This window comes from Allobosea sp. WAO (assembly GCF_001509835.1).
In the GTDB taxonomy this organism is placed as follows: Bacteria; Pseudomonadota; Alphaproteobacteria; order Rhizobiales; family Beijerinckiaceae; genus Allobosea.
Window position 1 is genome coordinate 25860 of sequence record NZ_JXTJ01000004.1, and the last position, 15648, is coordinate 41507.

The 15648-nt window shown below is 67.4% G+C and carries 16 protein-coding genes; 6 read left to right on the forward strand and 10 right to left on the reverse strand.

The window, feature by feature from the left end; all coding sequences use genetic code 11:
- Nucleotides 1-13 precede the first annotated feature (13 nt).
- Both der and DK26_RS04680 read left to right on the forward strand, forming a co-directional pair.
- Entirely contained in the window at nucleotides 14-1417 is a 1404-nt protein-coding gene (der, locus tag DK26_RS04675) for a ribosome biogenesis GTPase Der (protein WP_157089511.1), read from the forward strand.
- A complete protein-coding gene (locus tag DK26_RS04680) occupies nucleotides 1417-1836 on the forward strand; it encodes an NUDIX hydrolase (protein ID WP_066468874.1) in 420 nt (139 codons plus the stop codon). Before der ends, DK26_RS04680 begins: the two co-directional genes overlap by 1 nt.
- A gap of 107 nt (nucleotides 1837-1943) precedes the next feature.
- Here DK26_RS04680 and DK26_RS04685 read toward each other — a convergent pair whose 3' ends face one another.
- From DK26_RS04685 to rpsF, 10 genes are all read right to left on the reverse strand, one after another.
- A complete protein-coding gene (locus tag DK26_RS04685) occupies nucleotides 1944-2684 on the reverse strand; it encodes an SDR family NAD(P)-dependent oxidoreductase (protein WP_066468879.1) in 741 nt (246 codons plus the stop codon).
- A 17-nt stretch (nucleotides 2685-2701) separates the two neighbouring features.
- Nucleotides 2702-4174, reverse strand: a complete 1473-nt coding sequence (gene purF / locus DK26_RS04690) for an amidophosphoribosyltransferase (protein ID WP_248309869.1) — start codon at nucleotides 4172-4174, stop codon at nucleotides 2702-2704.
- Nucleotides 4175-4203: 29 nt separating this feature from the next.
- Nucleotides 4204-4902, reverse strand: a complete 699-nt coding sequence (locus DK26_RS04695) for a CvpA family protein (protein ID WP_066468883.1) — start codon at nucleotides 4900-4902, stop codon at nucleotides 4204-4206.
- A gap of 194 nt (nucleotides 4903-5096) precedes the next feature.
- Nucleotides 5097-6521 (reverse strand): DNA repair protein RadA, encoded by a 1425-nt coding sequence (radA, locus tag DK26_RS04700; RefSeq protein WP_066468885.1) that lies wholly within the window; start codon nucleotides 6519-6521, stop codon nucleotides 5097-5099.
- Between the two features lie 6 nt (nucleotides 6522-6527).
- The gene (gene alr, locus DK26_RS04705; RefSeq protein WP_083532967.1) at nucleotides 6528-7658 is read right to left on the reverse strand and encodes an alanine racemase; all 1131 of its coding nucleotides are present in this window, start codon (nucleotides 7656-7658) and stop codon (nucleotides 6528-6530) included.
- Nucleotides 7655-9145 carry a replicative DNA helicase gene (locus DK26_RS04710; protein WP_066468887.1) on the reverse strand — a complete coding sequence of 497 codons (1491 nt, stop codon included), beginning with the start codon at nucleotides 9143-9145 and terminating at the stop codon, nucleotides 7655-7657. The genes alr and DK26_RS04710 overlap by 4 nt, the downstream gene beginning before the upstream one ends.
- 152 nt (nucleotides 9146-9297) lie before the next feature.
- On the reverse strand, nucleotides 9298-9864 hold the full coding sequence (rplI, locus tag DK26_RS04715) for a 50S ribosomal protein L9 (RefSeq protein ID WP_066468889.1): 567 nt from the start codon (nucleotides 9862-9864) through the stop codon (nucleotides 9298-9300).
- 36 nt (nucleotides 9865-9900) lie between these two features.
- Entirely contained in the window at nucleotides 9901-10845 is a 945-nt protein-coding gene (locus DK26_RS04720) for a DUF2232 domain-containing protein (RefSeq protein WP_066468891.1), read from the reverse strand.
- A gap of 179 nt (nucleotides 10846-11024) precedes the next feature.
- On the reverse strand, nucleotides 11025-11270 hold the full coding sequence (gene rpsR / locus DK26_RS04725; protein WP_038367644.1) for a 30S ribosomal protein S18: 246 nt from the start codon (nucleotides 11268-11270) through the stop codon (nucleotides 11025-11027).
- A gap of 3 nt (nucleotides 11271-11273) precedes the next feature.
- Nucleotides 11274-11723 carry a 30S ribosomal protein S6 gene (gene rpsF, locus DK26_RS04730; protein ID WP_066468893.1) on the reverse strand — a complete coding sequence of 150 codons (450 nt, stop codon included), beginning with the start codon at nucleotides 11721-11723 and terminating at the stop codon, nucleotides 11274-11276.
- Nucleotides 11724-12067: 344 nt separating this feature from the next.
- Between rpsF and fabD the strand changes: the two genes are divergently transcribed.
- The 4 genes from fabD to fabF all read left to right on the forward strand — a co-directional run bounded on the left by fabD (nucleotide 12068) and on the right by fabF (nucleotide 15635).
- Nucleotides 12068-13015, forward strand: coding sequence for an ACP S-malonyltransferase (fabD, locus tag DK26_RS04740; protein ID WP_066468896.1), 948 nt, complete (start codon nucleotides 12068-12070; stop codon nucleotides 13013-13015).
- 75 nt (nucleotides 13016-13090) lie between these two features.
- On the forward strand, nucleotides 13091-13828 hold the full coding sequence (gene fabG / locus DK26_RS04745; RefSeq protein WP_066468898.1) for a 3-oxoacyl-[acyl-carrier-protein] reductase: 738 nt from the start codon (nucleotides 13091-13093) through the stop codon (nucleotides 13826-13828).
- Between the two features lie 254 nt (nucleotides 13829-14082).
- Nucleotides 14083-14316, forward strand: a complete 234-nt coding sequence (locus DK26_RS04750) for an acyl carrier protein (RefSeq protein WP_066468900.1) — start codon at nucleotides 14083-14085, stop codon at nucleotides 14314-14316.
- A 53-nt stretch (nucleotides 14317-14369) separates the two neighbouring features.
- Nucleotides 14370-15635 (forward strand): beta-ketoacyl-ACP synthase II, encoded by a 1266-nt coding sequence (gene fabF / locus DK26_RS04755; protein ID WP_066468901.1) that lies wholly within the window; start codon nucleotides 14370-14372, stop codon nucleotides 15633-15635.
- The last annotated feature ends 13 nt before the right edge of the window (nucleotides 15636-15648 follow it).

Here is a 15648-nt window from a genome sequence, read left to right on the forward strand (position 1 = left end):
CCCAACTGGACGGATCATGACCGCGACCATCGCCATTGTCGGCCGCCCCAATGTCGGCAAGTCGACCCTGTTCAACCGGCTCGTCGGCAAGAAGCTGGCGCTGGTCGACGACCGGCCCGGCGTCACGCGCGACCGGCGCGAGGGCGAGGCCAGCCTCGGCCATCTGCGCTTTTCGGTGATCGACACCGCCGGCCTCGAGGAAGCCGACGAGAACACGCTCGCGGCCCGCATGCGCGCGCAGACCGAGACTGCGATCGAGCAGGCCGACGTCATCCTGTTCATGATCGACGCCAGGCTCGGCCTCACCCCGATGGACCAGGTCTTCGCCGATCTGGTGCGCCGTTCCGGCAAGCCCGTCATCCTGCTCGCCAACAAGGCGGAGGGGAACAAGGGCAAGGACGGCGTCATGGAGTCCTATTCGCTAGGCCTCGGCGACCCTGTCCCGTTCTCCGCCGAGCACGGCGAGGGCACCTCCGACCTGCTCGAAGCCCTGATGCCTTATGTCGCCGACGAGCCGGAGGAGGACGGGGACGACGAAGAGCTCTGGGCCGATGCTCCCGCCGCCCTGACGGACGGTGAGGAGGAAGGCGACGACCCCAACAAGCCGCTGCGCGTCACCATCATCGGCCGCCCCAATGCCGGCAAGTCGACCCTGGTCAACCGGATGATCGGGCAGGACCGCCTGCTGACGGGCCCGGAGGCCGGCATCACCCGCGACACCATCTCGGTCGACTGGGAATGGCGCAGCAGTCCGGTCCGGCTGTTCGACACGGCGGGCATGCGCAAGCGCGCCCGCATCGAGGAGAAGCTCGAGAAGCTCTCGGTTGCCGATGCGCTGCGCGCCATCCGCTATGCCGAGGTCGTGGTCGTGCTGCTCGATTCGACGATCCCCTTCGAGAAGCAGGATCTGACGCTGGTCGACCTGACCGAGCGCGAAGGCCGCTGCGTCGTCATCGGCCTCAACAAATGGGACCTGGTCGCCGACAAGCAGGGGCTGCTCGCCGAGCTCAAGGAAAAGGCGCACCATCTGCTGGCGCAGGTCCGCGGCGTCGAGATCGTGCCGCTCTCCGGCCTTGCCGGCGAAGGCATCGACAGGCTGATGCAGGCGGTCTTCCGTGCCTATGGCGTCTGGAACCGCCGCGTCTCGACGGCGCGGATCAACCGCTGGCTAGAAGGCGTGCTCTCGGCCCACCCGCCGCCGGCCGTCGCCGGCCGCCGGATCAAGATCCGCTACATGACGCAGGCCAAGGCGCGCCCGCCGACCTTCGCGCTGTTCGGCAATCAGCTCGACCATCTGCCGGTGTCCTACACGCGCTACCTCGTCAACAATCTGCGCGACGCCTTCGAGCTGCCGGGCACGCCAATCCGGCTTCACACCCGCGGCGGCGACAACCCGTTCGACAAAAACAAGCGCTGATGGGGAGCGCGCCCGAAACGGTCAGCGCGCTCTTCCTCAGATCGGACGGCAAGGTCCTGCTCGGCCTGCGCGCCTCGTGGAAGCGCGCCTGGGCCGATCACTGGGATGCGATCGGTGGGCGGGTCGAGGTCGGTGAGGGCCTGGACGAGGCCCTGCTGCGCGAATGCGGCGAGGAGGTCGGGCTCGTGCCGACGGTCTATCGCCTGATGCTGTCGGCGCCGGAGCATTTCCCGGAGCGCAACGGCGCGGCGCTCCACCACATCTACGTGGTTTCGGCCTGGGACGGCGGCGACGCCGAGAACCTGAGCGACGAGCACAGCGAGATCGGCTGGTTCTCGCTCGATGAGATGGCGGCCCTGCCGAACCTGACGGTGGCCGAGCTGATCGCGGTAGTGCGGGAGTACGGAGCGGCGGCGTAAGGGCGCGTCACGCTCGGGTCTGACCCGAGCATCTCGTGATGAGAAAGGCGCCTCTGTCGGCCAGAGCTTCTCAGCTCTTCGCTACGCTCCGGCCGAGAATGACGGCCTTACGCCGGCATCTGCGGGCTGAGCACCTTGCCCTGCGGGAAGTCGAAGATCTTGCCGGTTTCGGTCCAGGCCGGTGAGGCGAGCTCGACGAGATGCGGCGCCAGCTCCTCCGGCGTCCTCAGCGTCTGCGGATCCTCGCCGGGCATGGCCTGCGCCCGCATCCGGGTCCGCAGCGGGCCGGGATTGACCAGCATGACGCGCAGCGGCGACTTCTGGGTCTCGTTGGCGTAGCTGCGCGCCATCGCCTCGAGAGCGGCCTTCGAGATCGAGTACGGCCCCCAATAGGCCATGCACTTATGCGCCGCGCCTGAGGAGAGCATGATCACCCGGCCGGCATCGGAGGCCTTCAGCGCGGGCTCGATCGATTTCAGCAGGCGCCAGTTGGCAGTGACGTTGATGTCGAAGACCTGTGCCCATTCCTTGGGGCTGGCATGGGTCAGCGGCGAAAGCGGGCCGAGGATGCCGGCATTGGCCAGGAATATGTCGAGCTTGCCCCAGCGCTGCAGCAGGGCCGGGCCGAGCCGCTCGATCGCGCCGGCATCGGCCAGATCGGCCGGCACAAGCGTGGCGCTGCCGCCGACTGCTTGGATCGCGTCGTCGAGCTCCTCGAGCGCGCCGGTGGTGCGCGCCAGCGCCACGACATGGGCGCCGGCTTCGGCATAGGCGATGGCGGCCGCGCGGCCGATTCCGCGCGAGGCGCCGGTGACGAGCGCGACGCGCCCCTGCAAAGGCTTGGTCATGACAATCCGCCGAAGGTTCAGCCGGCTTCGGCCAGCAGCGACAATTTCTGCTTGGCGCTCTCGCCGATCACGTCGGTCAGCGAGGTCGGGTAGTCGCCGGTGAAGCAGTGATCGGTGAAGGCCGGCTTGGCCGGGTCGCGTCCGGGATGCCCCATGGCGCGGTAGAGCCCGTCGACCGACAGGAACGCCAGCGAGTCGGCGCCGACGAATTGGCGCATCTCCTCGAGCGAATGCGTCGCGGCGAGCAGCTTCTCGCGGTCCGGCGTGTCGATGCCGTAATAGTCGGGATGGGTGATCGGCGGCGAGGAGATGCGGAAATGCACCTCGCGGGCACCGGCCTCGCGCATCATCTTGACGATCTTGAAGGAGGTCGTGCCGCGCACGATCGAATCGTCGACGAGGACGATGCGCTTGCCGGCGACGACGCTGCGATTGGCCGAGTGCTTGAGGCGCACGCCGAGCTCGCGGACCTTCTGCGTCGGCTCGATGAAGGTGCGGCCGACATAGTGGTTGCGGATGATGCCGAGCTCGAACGGGATGCCGCTCGCCTGGGCATAGCCGAGCGCAGCCGGAACGCCGGAATCCGGGACCGGCACGATGACGTCGGCATCGGCCGGCGACTCGGCGGCGAGCTGGGCACCCATGCGCTTGCGGCGCTCATAGATGCTCTGGCCCTTCACGACCGAGTCCGGACGGGCGAAATAGATGTACTCGAAGATGCAGGGGCGCTCGGCCGCGGGCGGGAAGGGCTTGTGGCTCTCGATGCCCTGCTCGGAGATGACGACGACTTCGCCGTTCTCGATCTCGCGCACGAACTTGGCGCCGATGATGTCGAGCGCGCAGGTCTCGGAGGCGAGTATCGGGCAACCGTCGAGCTCGCCCAGGACGAGCGGCCGGATGCCGAGCGGGTCGCGCGCGCCGATCAGCTTCTTGTTGGTGACGCCGACGAAGGCATAGGCGCCCTCGATCTGGCGGATGGCCTCGACGAACCTGTCGATGAAGCGGCTCTTGCGGCTGCGTGCCACCAGATGCAGCAGCACCTCGGTGTCCGAGGTCGACTGGTAGATCGCGCCGTCGCGAACGAGATTGCGCCGCAGCGTCAAACCATTGGTCAGGTTGCCGTTATGGGCGACCGCGAAGCCGCCGCCATGCAACTCGGCAAAGAGCGGCTGGACATTGCGCAGGATGGTCTCGCCGGTGGTCGAGTAGCGCACATGGCCGATCGCCTGCGTGCCCTTGAGCTTGTCGATGACGCCGGCATCCGAGAAGGCGTCGCCGACGAGGCCGAGCCGGCGCTCGGAATGAAAGCGCTTGCCGTCGAAGGAGACGATGCCGGCCGCTTCTTGGCCCCGGTGCTGGAGCGCGTGCAGTCCGAGCGCCGTCAGCGCCGCCGCATCGGCGTGTCCGAAGATGCCGAAGACGCCGCATTCCTCACGCAGACGGTCGGCATTCGGGTCGAACGCAGCCTCGCTATCGTGGATATGGCTCATCTTTGGCTCCATCGGGAGGGGCTCTCCAGTCAGGGACGCGGTGCGGCCGGAGCGGTGGTTCCGGTCGGGCTATTGGAATCGATCACGCGCTGCAGCGCCTGGCGGTCGGTCGCGCCCGGCGCCTGCGTGCGCCGCTGCGGATCGGTCGAAGGCGAGCCCGCGGGCGGGGTGCGCGGCTCTTCGGCCGGTGCCTCGGTCGGCTCGCCGCCGGCCTTGGGTTGCAGCAGCTTCTTGATGAACTCGGAATCGATGTCCTGCGGCAGCATGGTCAGCAGGCTGCGCCCGGTTTCCTCGAGGATCGGCTTCGAGCGGGAATCACGGGCCCAGGCCGGCTGCATCTTTTCGGGAACGAGCGCGGTGAAGAAGAGATAGCCGACGACCGCCAAGAGCAGGCCGCGGCCGGCGCCGAAGACGAAGCCGAGGGTGCGGTCGAGCGCGCCGATACGCGAATCGAGCACGAAGTCGGAGATCCGCGCCGTGATCAGCGAAACGATGATCAGCGTCGCCAGGAAGAGGCCGGCGATCACCACGACCAGCGCCACCGTCTTGTTCGGAATGTGCTGCTGAGCGAACGGCAGGAGCTGCGGATGGAATATCCAGGCGACGACTGCTGCGGCCGCCCAGGAGGCGATCGCCAGAACCTCGCGGGTCAGCCCGCGAACCGCCGCCAGCAAAGCGGAAACGAGAACCACGCCGATGACGACGAGATCGAGAAGGGTCACAGGCATGTCGGGGCCGCTTCGCTGAGAAACCGGGGCCAGCTCCCGAGAGATGGGGTGGCCATGCGGGTTTTGCTATACAAGTTCGTGTGTCGCACGTCACCCATGCAGTCGGCTCATTTTGCACTGCGAGAGCCGGGGTCGATCAGGGGGTATCCAGACTGAGCGGTGAACCGGTCTCGCCATGGTCGGACAGCGTTGTCTTAGCGGTCGGCTTGCTGGGCGCGCTGACCGGAACGGGCCCGCGGCGCCATCGCGGCAATCTCCGCGACGAGCTCGCCGACATGACTGAGCCGCTTCAGCCCGAGTCCGCCGCCATCGCCCGATTCGGCGCCGCCGACGGGCATGACCGCGCTGCCGAAGCCGAGCTTGGCGGCTTCGCGCAGCCGTGCGGCCGAGACGGAGACCGGGCGGATGGCGCCCGAAAGCGCGATCTCGCCGAAATAGACCGATCCTGCCGGCAGTATCGCGCCGGTCAGGGACGAAACCAGCGCCGCCGCGACCGCGAGGTCAGCGGCCGGCTCGGCGACGCGCAGGCCGCCGGCGACGTTGAGATAAATGTCGTGCTGGCCGAGCTTCAGCCCGCCATGCGTTTCCAGCACCGCCAGCACCATGGCGAGGCGGCTGTTCTCCCAGCCCACCACCGCGCGCCGCGGCGTGCCGAGCGCGGTCGGCGCGACCAGCGCCTGGATCTCGACCAGCACCGGCCTCGTGCCCTCGACGCTGGCGAGCACTGCGGCGCCGGGCGCGCCTTGATCGCGGCCAGTCAGGAACAGGGCCGAGGGGTTGCCGACCTCGGAAAGCCCCTGTCCGGTCATCTCGAAGACGCCGATCTCGTCGGTCGCTCCGAAGCGGTTCTTCTGGCCGCGCAGGATGCGGAAGGCATGCGCGCCCTCGCCCTCGAAGGAGAGCACGGCGTCGACCATGTGCTCGACGACGCGCGGGCCGGCGATCTGCCCGTCCTTGGTGACATGGCCGACCAGGATCAGGCAGGCGCCAGAGGTCTTGGCATAGCGGATCAGCGCCTGCGCCGAGCCGCGCACCTGCGTCACCGTGCCCGGCGCGCTCTCGACCTCGCCCGACCACATGGTCTGGATCGAATCGATTACCACCAGGGCAGGGCGCTGACCCTGGCCGAGGGTGGCTATGATGTCCTCGACATTGGTCTCGGCCGCGAGATCGACCGGCGCTTCGGCGAGGCCCATGCGCTGCGCCCGCAGGCGCACCTGGCTGGTCGATTCCTCGCCCGAGACATAGACGACGCGCCGCCCGGTCAGCGCCATAGCGGCGCAGGCCTGCATGAGCAGGGTCGATTTGCCGATGCCTGGATCGCCGCCGATCAGCAGGACCGAGCCCGGCACGAAGCCGCCACCGGTGACGCGGTCGAGCTCGCCGATGCCGGAAACGATGCGCGGCGCATCTTGCGTCTCGCCCTTCAGGCTCTCCAGCGCGAAGATGCGGCCCCGCGCCCGTCCGCCGCCATTGACCCTGCCGCCGCCGGGGACCGGGGCGGCCTGCGCCTCCTCGGACAGCGACGACCAGGTGCCGCAGGCATCGCACTTGCCCTGCCAGCGGTGATAGACCGCGCCGCAGGCTTGGCACGCATAGGTCGGACCGCGCTTCGCCATTGCGGCCTAGAGTCCGGTATAGCGCCGCGCATGGCGCCAGCCGAGGCTGGTGAGCACCTCGTATCCGATGGTTTTGGCGCCGGCACCGACCGTTTCGAGATCGAGCTCGCCGCCGATCAGGGTGACGGGCGCTCCGCGCACGGCCGTGCCGGCCGGGGCGTGGGTGACATCGACGATGATCAGGTCCATCGAGACGGTGCCGACGAAGGGGCAGCGCAGTCCGCCGACCAGCGCGGAGCCGCCCGGCGTGATATCGGTCCAGCTCGCATTGCGCGGATAGCCGTCGGCATAGCCGAGGCTGATCGTCGCCAGCTTGCGGCGCCCTGGCGCCGTCCAGCGGCCGTTATAGCCGACCTGCGTGCCACCAGCGATTTCGCGGACCTGGATGATGCGCGCCTCGAGGCCGATGACCGGCTGCATCGGATTGGGCTGGCCGGGGGTCGGATTGCCGCCATAGAGCGCATAGCCCGGGCGAGTGAGCTGGTAGGATGGGCAATCCGGCAGGAAATGGGCCGACGAGTTCTTCAGCGAGGCCGGCACGCCCGGAAAGGCTGCCGCGATCTCGGCGAAGGCGGCGATCTGGCGGGCATTGGCTGGATTGGCCAGATCCTCCGAAGCGGCGAAATGGCTCATCACCAGCCCGATCCCGGCAGCGGCAATGACGCCGGAGCGCTCACGGGCGAGGTCGAGCCCTTCGCCGACCCAGAGCCCGAGCCGGTTCATCGCCGTATCGACATGCAGCGCCGCCGGGCGGACCTTGGCGCCGCTCTGGCGGAATCCGGCCCATTCGAGCAGCTCTTCATGCGAGCCGAGCACAGGCGAAAGATTGTGCTCGGCGAACAGCCCGGAACTGTCGGGAGGCAGTCCGTTCAGCACATAGATCGTCGCTTCGGGAGCGGTCGCGCGGGCACGGATGCCTTCGGAGAGATGGGCTACGAAGAAGTTGCGGCAGCCGGCGGCGGCGAGCGCCGTCACGGCCGGTTCGATGCCGATGCCATAGGCATCGGCCTTGACCACGGCGGCGGCCTCGGTGTCGGCGCGCGCGCCGAGCGCGCGCCAGTTGGCGACGAGCGCGCCGAGGTCGATCTTCAGCAACGGGCCGTGGTCGGCATTGGTCGGTGTGTCGAAGGGGTTCATTCAAGACGCTCCGGAAGTCCGCTCTGGTCGGCCCTGTCGGAGAAGCGCGTCACGTCGGCGTCGAACTGCAGGGCGATGGTTCCGGTCGGGCCGTGGCGCTGCTTGCCGATGATGAGCTCGGCCAGGCCATGGGCCGCCTCCATCTCGATCTGCCACTTGTTGTGGTCTTCGGTGCCGGGGCGCGGCTCCTTGCCCTTCAGGTAGTACTCGTCGCGATAGACGAACATCACCACGTCGGCGTCCTGCTCGATCGAGCCGGATTCGCGAAGGTCGGAAAGCTGCGGCCGCTTGTCGTCGCGGGATTCGACCTGGCGGGAGAGCTGGGAGAGGGCGATGATCGGAACGCTGAGCTCCTTGGCCAGCGCCTTCAGGCTGGTGGTGATCTCGGTCAGCTCCTGCACGCGGTTCTGGCTGTTCTTCGAGGAACCGGCGAGCAACTGGAGATAGTCGATGAACAGGACATCGAGCCCCTTCTGGCGCTTCAGTCGCCGGGCACGAGCCATCAGCTGGGCGATCGAGATGCCGCCGGTCTGGTCGATATAGAGCGGCAGCTTCTCGATCTGCGCGGCAACGTCGCTGAGCCTGGCGAATTCGGCCTCGGTGAGACGACCCTGCCTGATCTTGTAGGACGAGATGCTCGCCTGCTCGGCGACGATACGGGTCGCCAGCTGGTCGGAAGACATTTCGAGCGAGAAGAAGCCGACGATCCCGCCATCGACGGATTTGAGTTCGCCGTTCTCCTGACGCTCGGCCCGCCAGGCCTTGGCGATGTTGAAGGCGATGTTGGTGGCGAGCGAGGTCTTGCCCATGGCGGGACGGCCGGCCAGCACGATCAGGTCGGAGCGCTGCAGGCCGCCCATCCGCTGGTCGAGGTCGCGTAGACCGGAGGAAATGCCGGACAAGCCGCCGGCTCGCTGGAAGGCGCTGGCCGCCATGTCGATGGCGAGCCGCATTGCCTGGTCGAATTTTTGGAAGCCGCCCTCATAGCGACCCTTCTCCGCCAGCTCGTAGAGGCGACGCTCCGCCGACTCGATCTGCTCGCGCGGCGGCATGTCGACCGGGGCGTCATAGGCGACGTTGACGAGCTCCTCGCCGACGCCGATCAGCTGCCGGCGGATGGCGAGGTCGTAGATGGTGCGGCCATAGTCCTGTGAGTTGATGACCGTAGTCGCTTCGGCCGCCAGCCGCGCCAGATATTGCGAGGCGGTGATGCCGCCGAGATCGAGCTCGCCTACATAGGTCTTCAGCGTGATCGGCGTCGCGATCTTGCCGGCACGAATCAAACCCGACATCAGCTCGAAGATGCGCTGGTGCAGCTCCTCGAAGAAGTGCTCCGGCTGCAGGAAGTCGGAGACCCGGTAGAAGGCTTCGTTGTTGACGAGGATCGCGCCCAGCAGCGCCTGCTCTGCCTCGATGTTGTGAGGCTGGACGCGGAAATTCGCCTCGCGGGTTTCGAGACGGGTGACGAGGGCGGTTGCGCTGGACATGGCCTTGGATAGGTCAGAGTCGCCGAGTCATGAACCTGAACAAAGTGGGAACGGATGGAATAGCCGGAACTCTGCCCGTTGTCCACAGTGCCAACGAAAAGGGCGCCGTGTTGCCACGGCGCCCATTGACTCCGGACAGGCCGGAAAAGCGATCAGCGATCGTCGTCGTCGCCGGCCTCGGCCAGCGCGGCGCCGACCTCGAGGCCGAGATCGTCGAGGTCGAAGGCCTCGCGTGCGGTGACGTCCTCACCACGCACCTGGCGCTCGGCCTCTTCGGCCGAACGGGCGATGTTGACGGTGACGGTGACCGAGACTTCCGGATGCAGTACGACCGGGACGGTGTGCAGGCCGAGCGTCTTGATCGGCGCGTTCAGGGTGATCTGGCCGCGTTCGACCGAGAAGCCGTCACCGCTCAGCGCCTCGGCGATGTCGCGGGTCGAGACCGAACCGTAGAGCACGCCGGATTCGCCCGACTGGCGCAGCATCACAACCGAATGGCCGTTCAGCGTCTCGGCGACCGATTCGGCCTCGTGCTTGAGCTCGAGGTTGCGGGTCTCGAGCTGGACGCGCTGGTTCTCGAAGCGCTTCTTGTTCTCTTCGGTCGCGCGCAGGGCCTTGCCACGAGCGAGCAGGTAATTGCGGCCGTAGCCGTCGCGCACGCGCACAGTCTCGCCCATCTGGCCGAGCTTGGCGACACGTTCGAGCAGGATAACTTCCATGGTCTTTCTCCTTGATGTTCGTCGAAAAGGTTGATGTCAGGCGGTAGGCGGCGTCGACGATCTGCGCCGGCGCAAGTCGATCAGCGCGTCGGCGATGCCGAGCAGCGCGAGGAACGGGAACACCGTGATCAGCATGATCAGCAGTGCCAGATAGACCGCGAACAGGGTCGGCATCCGCCAGGGCTTGCCGCGGCTGAGGTCGTGAACCGCGGCGAGGCCGGCGAGCCCGAAGGCTGCGATCAGCGCCCCGGTGATGGCCGCGCCAGCGAGACCGACGAAGCCCCCCATCAGGCTGAGCAGGAAGCCGGCGCCGAGGGCCGCGACGGCCTTGGCGGGCAGGCGGGTCGCCGGGATGAAGGGCCAGGGGCGGGGCAGGCGGCCGGAAAGCTGAACGGCCTTCGCTGCCAGCCAGAGATTGGCGACGATCATCGGCACGAACGAGGCACCGGCGGCGGCCGGAACCAGGGCCGCGAGGCGGGCTGCGAGATCGGCGACGTCGATGCCGCTCGGCAGGCGCACCGAGGGGCCGACGCCTTCGCCGCCGCTGAGCACCAGCTGCAGCCCGCGCGTCATGGCGCTGCGATAGGTCTCGTAGTCGGAGGAGATCGCCAGCGCACCGCCGATCGTCACCAGCGTCGCGACCGCGGCGATCCAGACCAGCAGCCGCCCTAGTGGATACCATTCGCTGGTGCCGTCGCCGTTGTCGCGCGCCAGCAAGGCGAGATAGGCGATCCACCAGGCCGGCAGCGCGGCGCCGATGGCGAAGGCGAGCCCGAGCGGAACTTTCAGCACGAGCGCGACGGCGGCCGTCCCGCAGGCCGCGGCGACGAGCCCGGCGCGATGGTTCCAGCCGAGCGCCGCGATGAAGACAGGAAGCGGGGCGACATAGGACAACAGCAGCGCCAGCGGCGATCCGGTGATCACCACTGTGAATAGAAGGGCTGAAACCAGCCCGGCGCCGATGCCGACGATGGGTAGCATGTCCGTCCTGCTGTCCCGCTGCTCTCGCGTGCTTTCCGTCAGACCGGAATTGGCTCGCGGCAGGGTGAGAGGGCTCTTCGCCTCAACATACCCGGAGGGGTTTCACCGCCGGGCGACTAGTGGTCTATCGCTTTAGAAAGCCGGTGGCGCCGAAGCGCCACCGGGAAACATTCAGCCGCTCAGCGGATGACGTAGGGCAGCAGGCCGAGGAAGCGGGCGCGCTTGATCGCCTGGGCGAGCTCACGCTGCTTCTTGGCCGAGACGGCCGTGATGCGCGACGGGACGATCTTGCCGCGCTCAGAGATGTAGCGCGAGAGCAGACGCACGTCCTTGTAGTCGATCTTCGGAGCGCCTTCGCCCGAGAACGGGCAGGACTTGCGGCGACGGAAGAAGGGGCGGCGAGCGCCAGCAGATGCGGTCGACATGGATCAGGCCTCCCCGGTGGCGGCTTCAGTGGCTTCGTCTTCGCGACGCGGGCGCTCGCGGCGCGGGCCGCGGTCGAAACGATCACCGCCGCCCGGTCCACGGTCGAAACGGTCGCCGCGCTCGTCGCGGTCGCGCTTCTGGAGCATGACCGACTGGCCATCCTCGAGAGCCTCGACGCGGATGGTCATGAAGCGCAGAACGTCTTCATTGATGCGCATCTGGCGCTCCATCTCGGCCACGGCGGCAGCCGGGGCGTCGATGTTCAGGAGCGAGTAGTGCGCCTTGCGGTTCTTCTTGATGCGGTAGCCCAGCGACTTGACGCCCCAGTACTCGACCTTCGAGACCGAACCGCCATTCGCCTCGAGGATTCCCTTGAACTGTTCGACAAGGGCCTCGACCTGCTGCGCGCTGACATCTTGTCGCGCGAGCAGAACATGCTCGTACAATGCCATGAGTGGCCTTCCTTCTTTCACCTGCTTCGTTCGGCGCGGAGCCCTTCGAGCCCTGGATAAGGCCCGACAGGATTTCATCGAAGGCGGAGACACGGGATGATGGCTGCCCAGGAGAGAAGCCGAGCGGAGCAGGTCCGGAAAGGAAAGCTCCGCCATCCGTTCAGCCTCCGGCCGAACAAGCAGAGGGCTCGTTACAGGCAGATGGCCTTCCGCGCAAGCCGAAAACACCGGAAAATGTCCGCGCAAGTCGAGTTTGAGGTCGTTGAAGCCTTGACTTGCCGGGCCGCGCGGTGCGACTGCGCCCCGCAACGTTAACCAGGCGCGATCTTCAGGACCAGCAGGACATGGCGACGGCTTTCATCTTTCCAGGGCAAGGTTCGCAGGCGGTCGGCATGGGCAAGAGCCTGGCCGAGGCCTTTCCGGCGGCCCGCGCCGTCTTCGACGAGGTCGATGCGGCTCTGTCGCAAAAGCTCTCGACTCTGATGTGGGAAGGGCCGGGCGAGGAGCTCACCCTGACCGCCAATGCCCAACCGGCATTGATGGCAGTGAGCCTCGCGGCGATTCGCGTCCTTGAGGCGGAAGCCGGCTTGTCGCTGGCACGCGACGCTGCCTTCGTCGCCGGTCATTCTCTCGGCGAGTATTCGGCCCTGGCCGCTGCCGGCACCTTCTCGATCTCTGATGCGGCGCGCCTGCTGCGCATTCGCGGCGACGCGATGCAGAAGGCGGTGCCGGCGGGCGAGGGCGCCATGGCGGCGCTGCTCGGCGTCGATCTGGATCAGGCTCGCGCGATCGCCGCCGATGCGGCCGAGGGCCAGGTCTGCGAGGCCGCGAATGATAATGGCGGCGGTCAGGTTGTGCTCTCCGGAGCCAAGGCTGCGGTCGAGCGCGCCATCGTTCTCGCGGGCGAGCGCGGCGTGCGCCGCGCCATGCTGCTTCCGGTCTCCGCGCCCTTCCATTGTGCCTTGATGCAGCCCGCCGCCGAAGCGATGCAGGCCGCTCTTGCCGAGGTCTCGATGCAGGCGCCGGTGGTGCCTGTGATGGCCAATGTCGGCGCTGCGCCACTGAGCGATCCGGCCGCGATCCGCGCCTCGCTGGTGGCGCAGGTCACCGGCACTGTCCGCTGGCGCGAATGCGTCGAGGCGATGGCCGGCGCGGGCGTGACGCAGTTCTACGAGGTCGGCTCAGGCAAGGTGCTGGCCGGGCTGCTCAAGCGCATCGCCGCCGGGGCGTCGGCTGCCTCGGTGGGGACACCGGACGATATCGCGAGCTACAAGGCCCAGCAGGGCGCCTGACTGGCTGTTACGAGACGGGCCGGCTCCTCGCATGAGCCGGCCGAGAAGACGGCAGAACGCCGAAAAGGAGGAAAAATGCTTGATCTGACCGGAAAGAAGGCGCTGGTCACCGGCGCCACCGGCGGGCTCGGCGGCGCCATCGCAAGGCGGCTGCATGCGCAAGGCGCCACCGTCGCCTTGTCGGGGACCCGGGTCGAGGCGCTGGAGGCTCTGGCGAAGGAGCTGGGCGAGCGTGCCGAGATCGCCCCGTGCAATCTCTCCGATCGCGATTCGGTCGAAGCGCTCGTGCCGGCGGCCGAGGCCAAGCTCGGCGGGCTCGATATCCTCGTCAACAATGCCGGCGTGACCCGCGACAACCTGTTCATGCGCCTCAAGGACGAGGATTGGGACCTTGTCCTCGCCGTCAACCTGACCGCGGCCTTCAGGCTCTCGCGTGCGGCCGTGAAGAGCATGATGCGCCGGCGCTACGGCCGCATCATCTCGATCGGCTCTGTGGTCGGTACCTCCGGCAATCCCGGCCAGGGCAATTATGCGGCGTCGAAGGCCGGCCTGATCGGCATGTCGAAGTCGCTGGCGGCGGAGGTCGCCAGCCGCAATATCACCGTGAACGTCGTCGCGCCGGGCTTCATCGAGTCGCCGATGACCGAGGTGCTGAACGAGAAGCAGCGCGAGTCCATCCTCGCCGACGTGCCGATGGGCCGTTTGGGTGTGGGTGACGACATTGCTGCCGCAGTGGCCTATCTAGCCAGTTCAGAAGCCGGCTACGTCACCGGTCAGACGCTTCACGTAAATGGCGGAATGGCAATGATCTGAATGGGTTGTTGAGTTTTCCTGGAGCGTGTCGAGGCTTTGGGACAACTCTCGCCAGCCCATTACTAGTGTGTTAACTACCCAGCCGGCCGCGCGACGATCGGCACCCGGGGGGCTTGACGCCAACCTGGTTGTTGCGTTTGTGCAGCCATGAACACCCCGACCGGCGCGCCGCCAGGTGCGAGCGCCGACCGGGAAACCGATTTCAACCACGCGTCGCTTCCGGCGGTGTGTTTTCAAGGTTTGAGGAAAGACCCATGAGCGATGTCGCCGAGCGCGTGAAGAAGATCGTGATCGAGCACCTCGGCGTCGACGCCGACAAGGTGGTCGAAGGCGCGAACTTCATCGAGGACCTGGGTGCAGACAGCCTCGACACCGTCGAGCTGGTCATGGCCTTCGAAGAGGAATTCGGTGTCGAGATCCCCGACGATGCCGCCGAGACGATCGTGACGGTCGGCGACGCCGTCAAGTTCCTGTCGAAGTCCGCCTGAGCGGCTCAGAGTCCGGCGCGCGAACCAGCGTCTTGACCGAGCGAGGAATACCGATGCGGCGCGTCGTCGTCACCGGACTTGGCATGGTGACCCCGCTTGGATGCGGGGTCGACGCGACCTGGTCCCGTCTGATTGCGGGCGAGAGCGGCGCTGGGCCGATCACGAGCTTCGACGCTTCTGATCTGCCCGCGCAAATCGCCTGCAACATTCCGCGTGGCGACGGCTCGGCCGGCACCTTCAATCCCGACGATTGGATGGAGCCGAAGGAGCAGCGCAAGGTCGACGACTTCATCGTCTTTGCCATGGCTGCAGCGACCCAGGCCCTGCGCGACGCAGACTGGAAGCCGGAATCCTATGAGGACCAGATCGCGACAGGCGTCGCGATCGGCTCCGGCATTGGCGGCCTGGGCGGCATCTACGAAGCCTCGATCCTGCTGAAGGAGCGCGGCCCGCGCCGCCTCTCGCCCTTCTTCATCCCGGGACGGCTCAGCAATCTTGCCGCCGGCTATGTCTCGATCGAGCATGGCCTGAAGGGCCCGAACCACGCCGTCGTGACTGCCTGCTCGACCGGCGCTCACGCCATCGGCGATGCGGCACGCATGGTCGCGCTCGGCGATGCCGAGGTGATGGTCGCGGGCGGTACCGAATCGGCGATCAACCGCATCGGCATCGCCGGATTCTGCGCCTGCCGCGCTCTGTCGACCAATTTCAACGATACCCCCGAGAAGGCCTCGCGTCCCTATGACAAGGACCGTGACGGCTTCGTCATGGGCGAGGGCGCCGGCGTCGTCGTGCTCGAGGAACTCGAACACGCTCTGGCCCGCGGCGCGAAGATCTATGCCGAGGTCGTCGGCTACGGCATGTCCGGCGACGCCTATCACATCACCTCGCCGGCCGAGGACGGAGACGGCGCCTATCGCTGCATGCAGGCCGCGCTGAACCGGGCCGGGCTGCGCGCTTCCGATGTCGACTACATCAACGCGCACGGCACCTCGACGCAGGTCGGCGACGAGATCGAGCTGCGCGCGGTCGAACGCCTGCTGGCCAATGCGCCGCAGCGGCCGGCCATGTCCTCGACCAAGTCGGCGACCGGCCATCTGCTCGGGGCGGCCGGTGCGATCGAGGCGATCTTCTCGGTGCTGGCGATTCGCGACCAGATCCTGCCGCCGACGATCAATCTCGATAATCCGTCCGTCGAGACCGAGATCGACCTTGTCCCGCACAAGGCCAAGCCACGGAAGATCGACGTCGCACTCTCCAATTCCTTCGGCTTCGGCGGCACCAACGCCTCGCTGGTCATGCGGCGTTTCGTCGGCTGATCCGGCGACAGCG